A 14570-nucleotide genomic window follows, 5' to 3' on the forward strand; every position below is an offset into this window, starting at 1 on the left:
CCTCCTGCTGGGCTCGAACCAGCGACCTGCGGATTAACAGTCCGTCGCTCTACCAACTGAGCTAAGGAGGAATTATTCTTTTAACAACAAAAAGTTGTTTGTGTCTTGCAAATCAATTTAGATTAAGCAAGTGCACCAAATAATGGTGCCTCGAGGCGGAATCGAACCACCGACACGAGGATTTTCAATCCTCTGCTCTACCGACTGAGCTATCGAGGCAAAAGAATGGTGCCGACTACCGGAATCGAACTGGTGACCTACTGATTACAAGTCAGTTGCTCTACCTACTGAGCTAAGTCGGCACACTTTATTCTTTTAACTATTGTCCGTGCTAAGCACCAACAATTAATAAACTGTGGTGCCCGGAGGCGGAATCGAACCACCGACACGAGGATTTTCAATCCTCTGCTCTACCGACTGAGCTATCCGGGCAACGGAGCGCTATTAAACGGATTTTCCCGCTTTCCGTCAACCACTTTTTTTAAATAATTTCAAAAAAGTGGTTGTTCGAACGCTTTTTGTTCAACTCGTGCTAGAAAGTTTGCACAGAGTTAAATTCCTTTTTGAAATTTGTAACTTTTTCTAGGTAGCGTCGTGCTTCTGCATTGGGATGTTTTTTAGTTAGTGCCCAATAAACCTGGTTAGGTTGCAGAGAATTCAGATCCCGCATCGCACGTTTTCGGTCACTGCGGTTAAAGGTATTGAGAACGCCGCCAGTACCGCCGTTGTACGCGGATATCATACTGTATTCGAGCGAGGTAGGGTGACTGACATCTTTTAAATAACGATTCTTCAAGATGTAGAAGTAAGCGGTTCCGGTATCGATATTGTTTTCTGGGTTAAACAAATACTCTGGGCTTGGTTGGCCCGAGCGATTTTTTACCAGCGCGAAAACGTCTCTGCCTGCTGTTTTTGGTACGACTTGCATCAAGCCATAGGCATTCGCCCAACTGACGGCATATGGATTAAAACTGCTTTCTGTTTTGATAATGGCGTAAATTAAATCTTCGGGGATGTCGTATTTCTCTGCGGCTCGGCGCACGATGTTCGCATATTGATAGCTGCGTTGGATGAAGTGATCTTCCACCATGGGAATTTCTACGTAGTACGCTTTTTTGAAGTCGACGTCTTTGGTTTTTATTTCGTGGTTAATCAGGTAATCGGCAAAGCGGTTAGCTCGCCATGACCACTGAATGGGCTTGTTATCTTGGTCGACGACTTGTTTATAGAGAAAAGGCTGACCTTCAAGTTTGATATCTTTGGAAGAAAACAGATCGACATGCGCAGGGTCATCAGGAGTGAGTAGTGTTGTGATGATGGCGTTTTTGAGGTGCTTTTGTGGTTCGGTTGGCGAAACGGTTTCTATAGTGATCACGCCTTTTTGGAAATCAACTTCAGCTCTACTTAGGTAGTTATCGATATATTTTACGTAATTGCTTTTACCTGCGAGCTTAACTTCTCGTTTTCCCCATTTTTTTTGGATATTACCGGAGAAGCTATTGATCAACGAATCGAGAGCTGCGGTGTCTTTCTCAAATTGTCCTGGTAACTCGGCTAAGTTATTGGCGAAGCGATTGGTTGGCTCGTACTCGACATCATAAAACTTTTCGACGACCTCGCGACTACAGCCTGCCGTTAATAGAAGGGCTGCAACGATAAAGACAATTTTTTTCATGGCTAATTATTTGATGGGATGGTGTGGCAATGACACCACAGGTGCTATGTGATGTCATTGTTTCTGAATAAACTTATTTTTATTTGAATAAGTTATTCGCTAGGTGGAGTGTAACCATCGATGTGAACGTCTTTGCCTTCGAACAGGAAGTTCACCATTTCAGTTTCGATCAGTTTACGATGCTCTGGATCCATCATGTTAAGCTTCTTTTCGTTGATCAACATGGTTTGTTTGTGTTGCCATTCAGCCCAAGCTTCTTTAGAGATATTATCAAAAATACGTTTACCTAGCTCACCTGGGTAAAGTTGAAAGTCTAGACCTTCGCCTTCTTTCTTTAGTCGAGCACAAAACACAGTGCGGCTCATAATGACTCCTTGCATTCAATTAACGAAGTTCGTGGGGTAGCGTTTCCAGCAATAGTTTAACTGGCGCGGCTAAGCCTACTTCTTCAGGTTTAGATAAGTTATACCAAAGACCTTTGTTACCTTCCATTATCACATCGGGTTGCTTTGACAGGTCAATCAAAATTGGTGTGATATCGAGATGGTAATGACTAAAGGTATGGCGGAAAGTGATCAGCGTTTGCTGCTCTTTAATGTCATTAGCTTGAATGCCGCGTTGTTCCAACAGCAAATCAATATCGCTTTCGACATCAACATGTTCGGTTTGTGGAAAGCAGAATAGCCCGCCCCAAATTCCAGTTTGAGGTCTTTGTTCCAGCCATACTTCGTGCCCATTTGCATTTTTATGATGCAGCATGACAAAGCGGGTTTGCTTCACCGGTTTGTCTTTCTTGGGCTTTTTACCAGGGTAGTCGAGGATATTACCTTGTTTTTTCGCTACACAAAGATCAGCAACAGGACATAGTGTGCATTTGGGTTTGCTGCGTGTGCAGACCATCGCCCCCATGTCCATCATGGCTTGGTTATATTTGTCGACATCTGTTTGTGGGGTATGTGCCTCGGCAATTTCCCACAACTTGTTTTCCACTTTCTTCTGGCCCGGCCATCCATCAACGGCAAAGCATCGAGAAAGTGTTCGCTTCACGTTACCATCGAGGATCGCATGAGGCTGTTTATGTACGGATGACAGTACAGCAGCCGCAGTTGAGCGGCCAATGCCTGGCAGTGCATTCATTTGCTCGATATCTAGAGGGAATTCACCGTTATATGTTTGGGCCACCTCTTTTGCTGCTTTATGAAGGTTGCGTGCTCGGGCGTAATAACCGAGACCCGTCCAAAGGTGCAGCACTTCATCTTGCTCTGCATTAGCAAGATCGACCACGGTCGGAAATCGCTCTAAAAAGCGTTGGTAATAAGGAATCACCGTAGTGACCTGAGTTTGCTGAAGCATGATTTCAGACAACCAGACACTGTATGCGGTTTTGTTCTGTTGCCACGGAAGATCTTTTCTTCCATATGCGTCATACCATTCTAAAATGGCACTGGCGAAAGGGGTCACGACTTGCTCTGTATTCTATTATTGGTTAGGGGCAAAATTGCACCACATATTGGGTGATAAGTACAACGGATAAAGTGTGGGGATATTACAGGGATCATCATAGCTTTTGAGTCATGATAGACCGAGAGCTCAACAAAAACTTGCACCCGAGTAAATTCTTTGGATAATCCCCGCTTTGATTAATCAATGTGCAGGCAAAATCAATGAGTGAAGTAACCACTAACGAATACAACGAAGACGGCAAACTGATCCGTAAAATCCGCAGTTTCGTTCGTCGCGAAGGCCGCCTAACTAAGGGCCAAGAGAGTGCGATGAATGAGTGCTGGCCAACGATGGGTATCGATTACAAAGCAGAACTTCTTGATTGGAAAGAAGTCTTTGGTAACGACAACCCGGTTGTACTTGAGATCGGTTTTGGTATGGGCGCTTCACTGGTTGAAATGGCAAAGAACGCACCTGAGAAAAACTTCATCGGTATTGAAGTACATAGCCCAGGTGTTGGCGCTTGTCTTGCTGATGCACGTGAAGCGGGTCTTACTAACCTGCGCGTAATGTGTCACGATGCAGTTGAAGTGTTTGAGCACATGATCCCAAATGATAGCTTGGCGACTCTACAACTATTCTTCCCTGACCCATGGCACAAAAAACGTCACCACAAGCGTCGTATCGTACAGCTAGAGTTTGCTGAAATGGTTCGTCAGAAGCTTATCCCTAATGAGGGTATCTTCCATATGGCAACGGACTGGGAAAACTACGCTGAGCACATGATTGAAATCATGAACCAGGCACCAGGCTTTGAAAATATTGCTGAAGAAGGTGACTTTGTTCCTCGCCCTGAAGAGCGCCCATTGACTAAGTTTGAAGCTCGCGGCCACCGTCTTGGTCACGGTGTGTGGGACATCAAATTCAAGCGTACTGCTTAAGGAGCCAGGTGATGTACCACTATGCGATATTAGCGAATCCGGGTCACAACCGTATTTATTTTGATAGCGCAATGACCATCGCATGTTCAGAGCTAAAAGCAATGCTGGCTTCTGAAGGTGTTGAAGTGACTGAAATTGGCAGTAAAGATGTCGGCTTACCTGCAGCATTGGTGTTCTCGTGTGCAGATGCTCTCAACGAGGCACAAGCTCGTAAAATAGCGGCATCTTCGATTTATTACGCGCTGTTTGAAGTGCGTGAAGATGGTTTGCTACGTCCAATTCAGGCGCCTGCGTTCAACACTTTCCCTGAGAGCATGAGTCAGATCCTGCGTTATACCGGAAAAACAAACGAACAGTTTACGCGTTTGATGGTAAACCTTGGCGTGAGTGCCGCTAACACAGATAGCGCGCAACTGACGTTAATGGATCCGATGTGTGGTAAGGGTACAACACTATTTGAAGGTTTGATCCATGGCTTGAACGTGGTGGGTGTTGAGATCAACCAGAAATGGGTTCAAGAGATCCAAACTTTCGTCGTTAAGTTTATGAAGAACGGTCGCTTTAAGCATAAAGTGAGCAAAGAAAAGCGCACTTCTGGTGGTAAAAAAGTGGCCGATGGTTTCGTGGTTGAAGCCGCAGCGAACAAAGAAGATTACAACCAAGGTAACCTTCAGACGATGAAGCTGTACTCGGCGGATACTCGTATCGCAGACCAAGTTGTGAAGAAGAACTCGGTGGATGTCATGGTGTCTGACTTGCCTTACGGCGTGCAGCACGGCAGTAAAAATGCCAAAGACAGCAAACTGAACCGCAGCCCATTAGAGCTATTAAAAGAAGCTCTGCCTGCATGGAAAGTGGTATTGAAAAAGCAAGGCTCTGTGGTGTTGTCTTTCAACGAGTTCACACTGAAATGGAAAGATGTCGCGGCATTATTTGAAGAACAGGGGTGGAAGGTGCTTTCAGAAGACCCTTATATCGGTTATCTTCACCGCGTGGATCAATCTATCAACCGCAACATTATTGTGGCAGTGAAACCATAATTGATTGTTCGATAACGAATATTTGAAAAGCCAACACACTGTTGGCTTTTTTTACCTCTGAATTAAATCAGTGATAATAAGGTGAACAATGAAACCTACAGTGGAAATTTTGACAGATATTCTGACCGAAGTTCGTCCTTTGATCGGTCAGGGAAAAGTAGCAGACTACATTCCAGCTCTGGCAAAAGTGCCCAGCAACAAGTTAGGTATTGCGGTATACACCAATGACGGCGAAGTGATTAAGGCGGGAGACGCCGACGAGCCTTTTTCTATCCAGTCTATTTCTAAAGCCCTGAGCCTGACGCTGGCGATGTGCTTATATAAACAAGAAGAAATATGGGCAAGGGTAGGTAAAGAGCCTTCTGGCCAGGCTTTTAACTCTTTAATCCAGTTAGAGATGGAGCAGGGCATTCCACGTAACCCGTTCATCAACGCTGGTGCGATAGTGGTTGCTGATCTGCTGCAAAGCCGTTTGTCTGCACCGCGTCAGCGCTTGCTTGAATTTGTTCGTCAGCTTTCCGGCGATACCCACATTGTGTACGACAAAGTGGTGGCCGCTTCTGAAATGATGCATGGTGACCGCAACGCTGCGATTGCTTATCTGATGCGCTCATTTGGTAACTTCGAGAATGAAGTTATTCCAGTGCTGCAAAACTATTTCCACGCCTGCGCATTGAAGATGAGCTGTGTTGATTTGGCCAAAACCTTTAGCTATTTAGCCAACAAAGGTACGTCTGTGCATACAGGTAAGCCGATTGTCTCACCGACTCAAACTAAGCAGTTGAATGCGCTGCTCGCAACGTGTGGGCTTTATGACGGCGCAGGTGAGTTTGCCTACCGAGTCGGTATGCCGGGCAAATCTGGCGTGGGCGGCGGCATTATTGCCGTCGTACCGGGGGATATGACGATTGCAGTCTGGTCTCCGGAGCTCGACCCCGCTGGTAACTCATTAGCTGGCACTAAAGCTTTGGAATTGCTTTCTGAGCGAATCGGTCGTTCCATTTTCTAGAGCTGGCCATTTTTCTCAGAATAAATAAAATGCCTCTCACATAGAGAGGCATTTTTTATCGCTTGATATCAGATACGCTTATTCGTCTTCTTCTGCCATAAACGCTTCGAGCAAGTCGTTCAGGAAAAGCTTACCTTTTTCAGTGATTTGCCAATGTGTTTCTGTCTCACTCAAATACCCCAGCTCTAACGCCCAGTCGATGGTGTCTTGAATGCTACTCAGTGGTAACCCTGTAGTGTCGATAAAGTCTTGTTTTGGACACGCTTCCATTAAGCGAAAACGGTTCATAAAGAACTCAAACGGACGGTCTTCATCTTCGACGAATTGTTCAGTATGCAGGTACGGCTTAACCATATTTTGGTATGCAGCAAGATACCCACGAGGGTGTTTTACTTTTGTGGTACGAATGATACGCCCATCAGCAAAACTCAGCTTACCGTGTGAGCCACAACCAATGCCGAGGTAATCCCCAAAGCGCCAGTAGTTGAGGTTGTGCTGGCACTGGAATCCCGGCTTACTGTAACCAGAAATCTCGTATTGTACGTACCCAGCAGCCGCCAGTTTTTTATGTCCTAGCTCGAAGATGTCCCATAAGTCATCGTCGTCAGGTAGCGTCGGCGGCTTGTAGTAGAACATAGTATTCGGCTCAATGGTGAGCTGATACCAAGACAGGTGCGGCGGTGCCAGTTCAATCGCTTTGTCCAAATCGGCCAGAGCCTGCTCAATACTTTGATCTGGCAAGCCGTGCATTAAATCCAGATTAAAGCTATTTAAGCCAATTTGGTGAGCAAGGTTAGCCGCATTGACGGCCTCATCTTTGCCATGAATCCGACCAAGACGCTCTAGCTTCTCTTGCTCAAAACTTTGCACACCAATGGAAATACGCGTCACCCCTGCTTTTCGATAGCCGGCAAAACGTTCCGCTTCAATTGTACCCGGGTTAGCTTCCATCGTAATTTCGATGTCAGTTTTGAATGGAATACGCTCTTCAATGCCTTTTAACAGGCGCTCAATCCCTTGTGCTGAAATCAGGCTAGGCGTACCGCCTCCGATAAAGATCGAGTGCAGAGGACGCGGCGCATCGTTCAAGCGATACTTCTCAATGTCGGTATCCAGATCTTCCAGCAGGGCGTTGATGTATTGCTCTTCTGGGATCTCTGCCTTGAGCTCATGCGAGTTGAAATCACAATATGGGCACTTTTGCACACACCATGGGATGTGGACATAGAGACTGAGTGCTGGGGGCGTTAATATGGTCAAACTCGTTTACCTTACTGAGCGGCTTGTTCAGACAACTGAGCAAACAGAGACTTAAGCGCTTTACCACGGTGTGATAGCTGCTTTTTACGCGCAGGTTCTAGCTCCGCAGATGCGCAGTCATCCTCTGGTACAAAAAAGACAGGGTCATAGCCAAAGCCATTCTCACCATGAGCTTCTGTCAGGATACGGCCTTCCCATTTGCCATGACAAACGACAGGCGTTGGATCGTCTTTATGACGCATCAGAACCAATACGCAGTGGAAACGTGCGGTGCGCTCCGCCTTTGGTACACCTTCCATCGCTTTTAACAGCTTTTCTAAGTTCTCTTGATCGGTCGAGCCTTCGCCAGCGTATCGCGCAGAATGGATGCCAGGTGCACCGTTAAGGTAGTCGACTTCTAAACCAGAATCATCAGCGATTGCCGGTAGGCCGGTTTCTTGTGCTGCGTGGCGGGCTTTGATGATCGCGTTTTCAATAAACGTGGTGCCTGTTTCTGCAACTTCAGAGACGTTGAATTCGCTTTGTGCTAATACTTCGAATCCGAAATCGGATAGCAAATCAGCCATCTCACGTACTTTGCCTTGGTTGCCTGTTGCTAACACAATCTTTTTCATGGGGTTCTCTTTTCATGGTGATAAGGAGAACATGTCGTTCTCCTTATCGTTTTATTTCTAACTTTATATGGCTTTTGGTCTGCAGGTGTCCAAAAGCATTTAGATCATCATGATCTAATTACTTTTCGACATATCACTCTTCAACATAAAACTTCTGGGTAAATTGAAGCTTTCCTGAGCCTTTGTTTCCCGATTTTACATCAATATCGAAGGTAAAAGTTTCTTCATGAGTGACTGGCAGCTCAGCTAGGTAGTAAATGGCGTCACCTTCTTTGACTTCTCGGAAGGTTAACTGCTGAGTTTGACCAATCAGGTTCTTAGCTTGCCCAGCAACTTGTGCTTCTAACGCCGGTTTTCCGAGTGAAGCTCTGTCCAGCACACTAATATTGATGATCGCGAGATAGCCATTACGTTTGATGTCATAGCTTCGCGCTATTTTAGGCGTCAAAAAGGTAGAGTTAAACGCCACGTAATGCACTTCGATGTCTTTCATGTTTTTGAACTGTTCAGCGAAAGTTGGGAAAGACAATAGGCTGATCAGTAACGCGGTAATCCATTTGTTCATTGTGAAATCCTCAAGGAGACACTTCCATTTAAGTTTAATTTAAATAACCGATTCGAAGATTAAATAAAAAGCCATCATAAGATGGCTTCTATGTCAGTAGGTATCTGGGTAGGCGATTCTATCCGAATTTGTTTGTGTCGTCCCAGTTCGCCTTTTTCAATGTGAACCAAACCTTTAGCGACTTTGAACTGCTTAGCCAAGAACTTGGTGAGATGCGCATTGGCTTTACCATCGACAGGCGGCGCTGTAATGGCGATTTTTAACTCTTCTCCATGCAAGCCGACGATTTTATCGCGGCTTGCTTTGGGTTGAATATAGAGTCTTAGGACAATGTCCTCGCCATCGCGCCAAACTGCGGCTGACACTACAGTTGGAACCAGATAGGGCCGATAATATCGCCCATCAGGAAGTTGGCGAATTGTAGACCAATAAACAGAACCAGGACGCTAAGATCCAGACCACCGAATGCAGGAAGAATGCGACGGATTGGCGCGCACATTGGTTCTGTCAGCTGGTGGAATACATATTCGATAGGGCTGCGGCCTTGGCTAACCCAGCTGAGGATTGCACGAATCAGCAATACCCAGAATAACAAGCCGCCAGCAGCTTTAATCAGAGAGAGTAAGCCCAGGAATAGGAACTCGATACTGAAAGACACTGAACCGCTAGATGCGATTAGGATCAGTGCAACGAACTTAAGTACACACAATAGATACGCAAAGAGAACAGTAGCCAGGTCGATATTACCTACAGACGGAATAAAACGACGCAGAGGGCCAATCACAGGCTGAGTAGCTTTAACGATAAATTGCGAGAAAGGGTTATAGAAGTCTGCGCGCGCAGCTTGCAACCAAATACGCAATATAACGACCATGATATACAGGTCAAATAGGGTTGAGATGAGAAAACTCATTGAATTCATAAGGTACCCTTAACAAGTGGTGGATGGCTTTTCTCTGTAAGCATCCAGATAATTAAAATAGTTTTTCCATTTCTTCCGCACGAGCAACCGCTGCCTGCATTGCTTTTGCTACGATATCAGAAAGTTGATGTTCGTTGAATGTGCGTAGTGCTTCCGCTGTTGTGCCGCCTTTAGAGGTGACATTTTCACGGAATGTGGATAGCTCAGTCTCTGGATTAGCCACAACCATGCTTGCTGCACCTAATGCAGCTTGCTGAACCAGCAGACGAGCTGTGTCTTTATCAAAGCCTTGTGCTATTGCTTCTGCTTGCATTGCTTCCATAAACAAGAAGAAGTAAGCCGGCGCGCTACCTGCAGCCGCAATCACGTTGTTGATGCCAGACTCTTTTTCTACCCAAGCCACTTTACCTACCGCTTCCATTAATTGAGCGGCAAAGTCTTTATCTTGCTCAGTAACGTGTTTTGGAGCGAAAAGACCACTCATGCCTAAACCGAGTTGGGAAGGCGTATTTGGCATCACACGAACCAAGTTCAATTTGGTCGCTAGCATCTCATCTAAACGTGAACAATTAATGCCAGCAGCGATAGAAATCACTAACTTGTTACTGAAATCGACAGATTGCAGTGGTTTACATACTTCCGCCATCATTTGTGGTTTCACAGACAACACCACCACATCCGCTTCTGATGCAGCGAGGATGTTATCGCTGGTCGTACGGATGCCAAAATCTTGCTCGAGTGGCAAGCGGCGTGTTTCTGAAGGTGCTGTTGCCACAATATTTTGTGCCGGGTAACCATTTGAGACTAAGCCAGAAATGATGGCTCGCACCATGTTACCTGCACCGATGAAGGCAATCTTTTTATGTTCCATTTGTCTGATTTCCATTGTGATACTTTACTATTTATAATGCACAGGTGTGCATAGTGACAATTAAGTCTTACCGCTTAACTTTGTGATGCGAAGATTGAGCTTTTTTCGCTTACTGGTAATGGCTATTCACTTTTTGAGTTATAGTCACGTGCGCCAAAAATCGCTGTTCCGATACGAACCATAGTACTACCGGCTTCTATCGCCGCCGTCATGTCGCCACTCATCCCCATGGACAATGTGTCGATGTCCGGATGCTGCTGCATAAGCGCTTGCTTCAATGCCGCCAGTTTCTGGAACTCATGAAGTTGTGCATCATAGTCCGATACGTTAGCAGGAATAGACATCAATCCTCTTAAGGTGAGGTTCGGAAGGCGAGAAATCAACTCAGCCAGTTCGAATATTTCTGCATCGGTTACACCAGACTTAGAGTCTTCGCCACTGGTGTTGACTTGAATCAGTACCTGCAAGGGTTCTAATTCGCTAGGGCGTTGATCATTAAGACGTTGCGCGATCTTTGCGCGGTCGATGGTGTGAACCCAATCGAAATGTTCAGCGACAAGGCGTGATTTATTGGACTGAATTGGGCCTATGAAGTGCCATTCTATGCAATTATCTGGATAATGCTGTGCAAAGTGCTGAACTTTATCCACGCCCTCTTGCACATAGTTTTCACCAAATGCGGTTTGACCAGCTTGGTAAGCTTCAAGAATGGCTTCAACGGGTTTGGTTTTACTTACCGCTAGAAGTTGCACTGACTCCGGAGCACGACCGCATTTTTGCTCGTCGTTGCGAATTTGAGAGGTGATATGTTCAATATTTTGTTGAATACTACTCATAGCTGTACTTTAGACTTAAGGATTTTAAATGGATATCACTGAGTTACTGGATTTTAGTGTAAAACATAATGCCTCAGATCTACATCTTTCTGCAGGTGTACCACCTATGGTCAGAATTGATGGCGATGTGAGAAAGCTCGGGATTCCAGCGTTTACACACCAAGAGGTTCATCGCTTGGTATTCGAAATCATGAATGACGCTCAACGCAGTGAGTTCGAAGAAAAACTCGAAGTCGATTTTTCTTTTGAACTACAGAACGTTGGTCGCTTTCGTGTCAACGCATTTAACCAGTCCCGCGGCTGCGCGGCGGTATTTCGTACCATTCCAAGCAGCATACCAACGCTTGATCAACTCGAAGCTCCAGAAATCTTCAGCAAGATTGCCAGCGGGCAAAAAGGCTTGGTTCTGGTAACCGGACCAACCGGCTCTGGTAAATCGACGACTCTAGCTGCCATTGTCGACTACATCAATCGTAATCACAATAAGCACATTCTCACAATTGAAGATCCAATTGAATTTGTTCATACCAACAACAAATGTTTGATCAACCAGCGTGAAGTTCACCGTGACACTCATAGCTTCCAAAACGCCTTACGCAGTGCGTTGCGTGAAGACCCGGATGTCATCTTGGTTGGTGAGATGCGTGATAAAGAAACCATCAGCCTTGCATTGACCGCTGCAGAAACCGGTCATTTGGTTTTTGGTACGCTACACACCAGCTCAGCCGCAAAAACCATCGACCGTATTATCGATGTATTCCCGGGTAGCGACAAAGACATGGTGCGTTCAATGTTGTCAGAATCGTTGAGTTCAGTCATTGCCCAGAAGTTACTTAAACGCAATGGTGGTGGCCGAGTCGCCTGCCACGAAATCATGATGGCGACACCTGCAATCCGTAACTTGATTCGTGAAGATAAAGTCGCACAGATGTACTCGATAATTCAAACTGGTGCGGCACACGGCATGCAGACTATGGAGCAAAATGCTCGTCAGCTATTGGCGCAAGGTATTGTTTCTCACGAAGAGGCCGACAGCAAAGTCGGGCTTGATGTACAGCAGTTCTCGTAACACTCATACAGTTAATGGTGAATACGGAAAATGGATCTGAATAAATTTCTTGAAGGTATGCTGGCGCTGCAAGCGTCGGATCTTTATATCACGGTCGGTGCGCCGATTTTGTTTCGTGTCGACGGCGAGTTACGTCCGCAAGGTGACAAGCTGACAGAAAATGATGTGGCGCAGTTGCTGGATAATGCAATGGATCCTGAGCGTCGTCAGGAGTTTCGAAAAAGTCGAGAGTCTAACTTTGCTATCGTCAGAGACTGTGGTCGATTCCGTGTCAGTGCCTTTTTCCAGCGAGAATTGCCGGGCGCGGTTATTCGCCGTATTGAGACCGACATCCCTACCTTTGAGCAGCTCAAACTGCCTCTGGTATTGCAAGATTTAGCGATCGCCAAGCGAGGTCTGGTGCTGGTGGTTGGTGCGACTGGCTCTGGTAAGTCGACCACAATGGCGGCGATGACAGGCTACCGAAACAGTAATAAGACCGGGCATATCCTGACGGTAGAAGATCCGATCGAATTTGTTCATGAACACCAGCGTTGTATCGTAACCCAGCGTGAAGTCGGTTTAGACACAGAAAGCTATGAAGTGGCACTGAAAAACTCCCTGCGACAGGCTCCGGATATGATTCTGATCGGCGAAATCCGCAGTAGAGAGACCATGGAGTATGCGATGACCTTTGCTGAAACCGGGCATTTGTGTATGGCGACTCTCCACGCGAATAACGCCAACCAGGCGTTAGAGCGGATTCTTCATTTAGTACCCAAAGATCAAAAAGAGCAGTTCTTGTTTGATCTGTCTATGAACTTAAAAGGCGTGGTTGGCCAGCAGCTGATCCGCGATAAGAGTGGGCAGGGGCGTCATGGCGTATTTGAGATCCTGCTGAACAGCCCGCGTGTTTCGGATTTAATCCGTCGTGGCGATCTGCATGAGCTCAAGTCGACCATGGCTCGTTCAAATGAGTTTGGTATGCTGACTTTTGACCAGTCGCTTTACAAGTTAGTGATGCAAGGCAAAATCAGTGAAGAAGATGCACTGCACAGTGCTGATTCGGCAAATGACCTGCGTCTCATGCTGAAAACTCAGCGCGGTGAGCCTCTGGCAACAGGAAGCTTGGCGAACGTTAAGATTGATATGGACTAGAATTTCCCATATTCCAGACAATAAAAAAGGTTGGCACAAGCCAACCTTTTCTTTTTCAGAAAAATTTACTCATTCCAAAGGTTTTCAAACCAGCTTTCTAGAATGACAACTGCCGATTGACAGTCGATATTTCCTTTCGACAGCGCTTTATAGCCTCCCATTTCGAATAGGTCTGCACGAGCTTCTGCCGTGGACAAACGTTCATCGTGAAGCTCGACTGGTAAGCCATATCGACCTTGTAGACGATTAGCAAACTTCTTCGCGCGTGGAGTAATGGTTTCCAAGTCTTTACCGTGTAGATCTGTTGGTAAACCTACCACTAATAAATCCGGTTGCCATTCTTTGATCTGTTTTTCGATGTCGTCCCAGTTTGGAATGCCATCATTGGCTTTAAAAGCCTTGAGCGGAGAGGCGGTACCGGTAATTTCCTGGCCAATCGCGCTGCCGATGCTTTTGGTTCCAAAATCAAAAGCCATAATTGTACGTGACATAAGGTGTCTCAAATCTCAATCTAGGGGAACAGTCTGCTTTATCAGGCATGTCCTGCATCAGAAGAAAGCTGACTCGGATCGATCCCCAGTTTTTCTACTGCTTTTTTCCAACGGTCTGTAATTGGGGTATCAAAGATGATTTCTGGCGTAGCTTCAATGGTCAGCCAGGAGTTTTCAACTAACTCATTTTCCAGCTGCCCTGCGCTCCAGCCTGCGTAGCCTAAAGCAACCAAATAGTCGCTTGGCTCAGCTTCGGTCCCCAACACAGTCAGAATGTCTCGCGAGGTTGTCACTGCAAGCTCATCAGTCATCTGAATACTGGATTCATAGTAATCTTTCGGTTTATGCAGAATAAAGCCACGATCTTCTGAGATCGGGCCGCCGTTATATACAGGCCGGTCAAGGCTTGCTTCGAACAAACGCGGGTGTACAGGTTGTACTTTGACTTGCTTAAGCATGTTACCCACGGTGATATCGACTGGCGCATTGATTATCAACCCCATTGCGCCTTCTTCGTTGTGCTCGCAGACGTAGATCACGCTATTCTGGAAATAGGGATCTTTCATTCCAGGCATGGCAACTAAAAAATGGTTTGTGAGGTTCATATTCATACTGATCCTTAGGACTCAGAAGTGCACTTAAGCAAATTGGCAATATATGCATGAATTTGCTTAAGTTTGCATTTGGCTCTCTACTA

The 14570-nt window shown here is 46.0% G+C and carries 17 protein-coding genes and 3 tRNA genes; 5 read left to right on the top strand and 15 right to left on the bottom strand.

The annotated features are described in order from the left end of the window. Positions 1–143: 143 nt before the first annotated feature. From V1U08_RS21055 to mutY, 6 genes are all read right to left on the bottom strand, one after another. Positions 144–219, bottom strand: a tRNA-Phe gene (locus V1U08_RS21055). Positions 220–226: 7 nt separating this feature from the next. Further along, a tRNA-Thr gene (locus V1U08_RS21060) sits at positions 227–302 on the bottom strand. 54 nt (positions 303–356) lie between these two features. Then, positions 357–432, bottom strand: a tRNA-Phe gene (locus tag V1U08_RS21065). Between the two features lie 100 nt (positions 433–532). Continuing rightward, positions 533–1675 (bottom strand): membrane-bound lytic murein transglycosylase MltC, encoded by a 1143-nt coding sequence (gene mltC, locus V1U08_RS21070; RefSeq protein WP_330471375.1) that lies wholly within the window; start codon positions 1673–1675, stop codon positions 533–535. A gap of 92 nt (positions 1676–1767) precedes the next feature. Further along, positions 1768–2040, bottom strand: coding sequence for an oxidative damage protection protein (locus V1U08_RS21075; RefSeq protein ID WP_014233043.1), 273 nt, complete (start codon positions 2038–2040; stop codon positions 1768–1770). Positions 2041–2059: 19 nt separating this feature from the next. Beyond that, positions 2060–3136, bottom strand: a complete 1077-nt coding sequence (mutY, locus tag V1U08_RS21080; protein WP_065297399.1) for an A/G-specific adenine glycosylase — start codon at positions 3134–3136, stop codon at positions 2060–2062. A gap of 203 nt (positions 3137–3339) precedes the next feature. On the opposite strand from mutY, the gene trmB reads away from it, so the two are divergent. From trmB to glsB, 3 genes are all read left to right on the top strand, one after another. After that, a complete protein-coding gene (gene trmB, locus V1U08_RS21085) occupies positions 3340–4059 on the top strand; it encodes a tRNA (guanosine(46)-N7)-methyltransferase TrmB (RefSeq protein ID WP_014233041.1) in 720 nt (239 codons plus the stop codon). Between the two features lie 11 nt (positions 4060–4070). Beyond that, positions 4071–5099 (top strand): TRM11 family SAM-dependent methyltransferase, encoded by a 1029-nt coding sequence (locus tag V1U08_RS21090; protein WP_330471376.1) that lies wholly within the window; start codon positions 4071–4073, stop codon positions 5097–5099. An 88-nt stretch (positions 5100–5187) separates the two neighbouring features. Next, positions 5188–6108 (top strand): glutaminase B, encoded by a 921-nt coding sequence (gene glsB, locus V1U08_RS21095; protein WP_014233039.1) that lies wholly within the window; start codon positions 5188–5190, stop codon positions 6106–6108. Between the two features lie 78 nt (positions 6109–6186). On the opposite strand, the gene hemW is transcribed toward glsB, so the two are convergent. The 7 genes from hemW to V1U08_RS21130 form a co-directional block, all read right to left on the bottom strand. Continuing rightward, positions 6187–7362, bottom strand: coding sequence for a radical SAM family heme chaperone HemW (hemW, locus tag V1U08_RS21100; protein ID WP_024372823.1), 1176 nt, complete (start codon positions 7360–7362; stop codon positions 6187–6189). Positions 7363–7379: 17 nt separating this feature from the next. Continuing rightward, the gene (locus V1U08_RS21105) at positions 7380–7982 is read right to left on the bottom strand and encodes an XTP/dITP diphosphatase (protein WP_330471377.1); all 603 of its coding nucleotides are present in this window, start codon (positions 7980–7982) and stop codon (positions 7380–7382) included. 133 nt (positions 7983–8115) lie between these two features. Then, positions 8116–8547 carry a DUF4426 domain-containing protein gene (locus V1U08_RS21110; RefSeq protein ID WP_020334002.1) on the bottom strand — a complete coding sequence of 144 codons (432 nt, stop codon included), beginning with the start codon at positions 8545–8547 and terminating at the stop codon, positions 8116–8118. Between the two features lie 74 nt (positions 8548–8621). After that, the gene (gene yggU / locus V1U08_RS21115; protein ID WP_014233036.1) at positions 8622–8912 is read right to left on the bottom strand and encodes a DUF167 family protein YggU; all 291 of its coding nucleotides are present in this window, start codon (positions 8910–8912) and stop codon (positions 8622–8624) included. Next, positions 8912–9469 (bottom strand): YggT family protein, encoded by a 558-nt coding sequence (locus tag V1U08_RS21120; protein WP_014233035.1) that lies wholly within the window; start codon positions 9467–9469, stop codon positions 8912–8914. Before V1U08_RS21120 ends, yggU begins: the two co-directional genes overlap by 1 nt. Before the next feature lie 52 nt (positions 9470–9521). Further along, on the bottom strand, positions 9522–10340 hold the full coding sequence (proC, locus tag V1U08_RS21125; RefSeq protein ID WP_065300223.1) for a pyrroline-5-carboxylate reductase: 819 nt from the start codon (positions 10338–10340) through the stop codon (positions 9522–9524). Between the two features lie 122 nt (positions 10341–10462). Next, complete coding sequence (locus V1U08_RS21130) at positions 10463–11176, bottom strand: YggS family pyridoxal phosphate-dependent enzyme (RefSeq protein WP_330471378.1); 714 nt, start codon at positions 11174–11176, stop codon at positions 10463–10465. A 28-nt stretch (positions 11177–11204) separates the two neighbouring features. Between V1U08_RS21130 and V1U08_RS21135 the strand changes: the two genes are divergently transcribed. Together V1U08_RS21135 and V1U08_RS21140 are read left to right on the top strand one after the other, a co-directional pair. Beyond that, complete coding sequence (locus V1U08_RS21135; protein ID WP_014233032.1) at positions 11205–12245, top strand: type IV pilus twitching motility protein PilT; 1041 nt, start codon at positions 11205–11207, stop codon at positions 12243–12245. Positions 12246–12275: 30 nt separating this feature from the next. Continuing rightward, positions 12276–13382, top strand: coding sequence for a PilT/PilU family type 4a pilus ATPase (locus tag V1U08_RS21140; protein WP_014233031.1), 1107 nt, complete (start codon positions 12276–12278; stop codon positions 13380–13382). A gap of 65 nt (positions 13383–13447) precedes the next feature. Here V1U08_RS21140 and ruvX read toward each other — a convergent pair whose 3' ends face one another. Next, on the bottom strand, positions 13448–13873 hold the full coding sequence (gene ruvX / locus V1U08_RS21145; protein WP_014233030.1) for a Holliday junction resolvase RuvX: 426 nt from the start codon (positions 13871–13873) through the stop codon (positions 13448–13450). Positions 13874–13914: 41 nt separating this feature from the next. After that, the gene (locus tag V1U08_RS21150; protein ID WP_014233029.1) at positions 13915–14478 is read right to left on the bottom strand and encodes a YqgE/AlgH family protein; all 564 of its coding nucleotides are present in this window, start codon (positions 14476–14478) and stop codon (positions 13915–13917) included. Positions 14479–14570 lie beyond the last annotated feature (92 nt).

Origin of the sequence: Vibrio sp. YYF0003 (genome assembly GCF_036350715.1) — a bacterium.
Taxonomy (GTDB): domain Bacteria; phylum Pseudomonadota; class Gammaproteobacteria; order Enterobacterales; family Vibrionaceae; genus Vibrio; species Vibrio natriegens.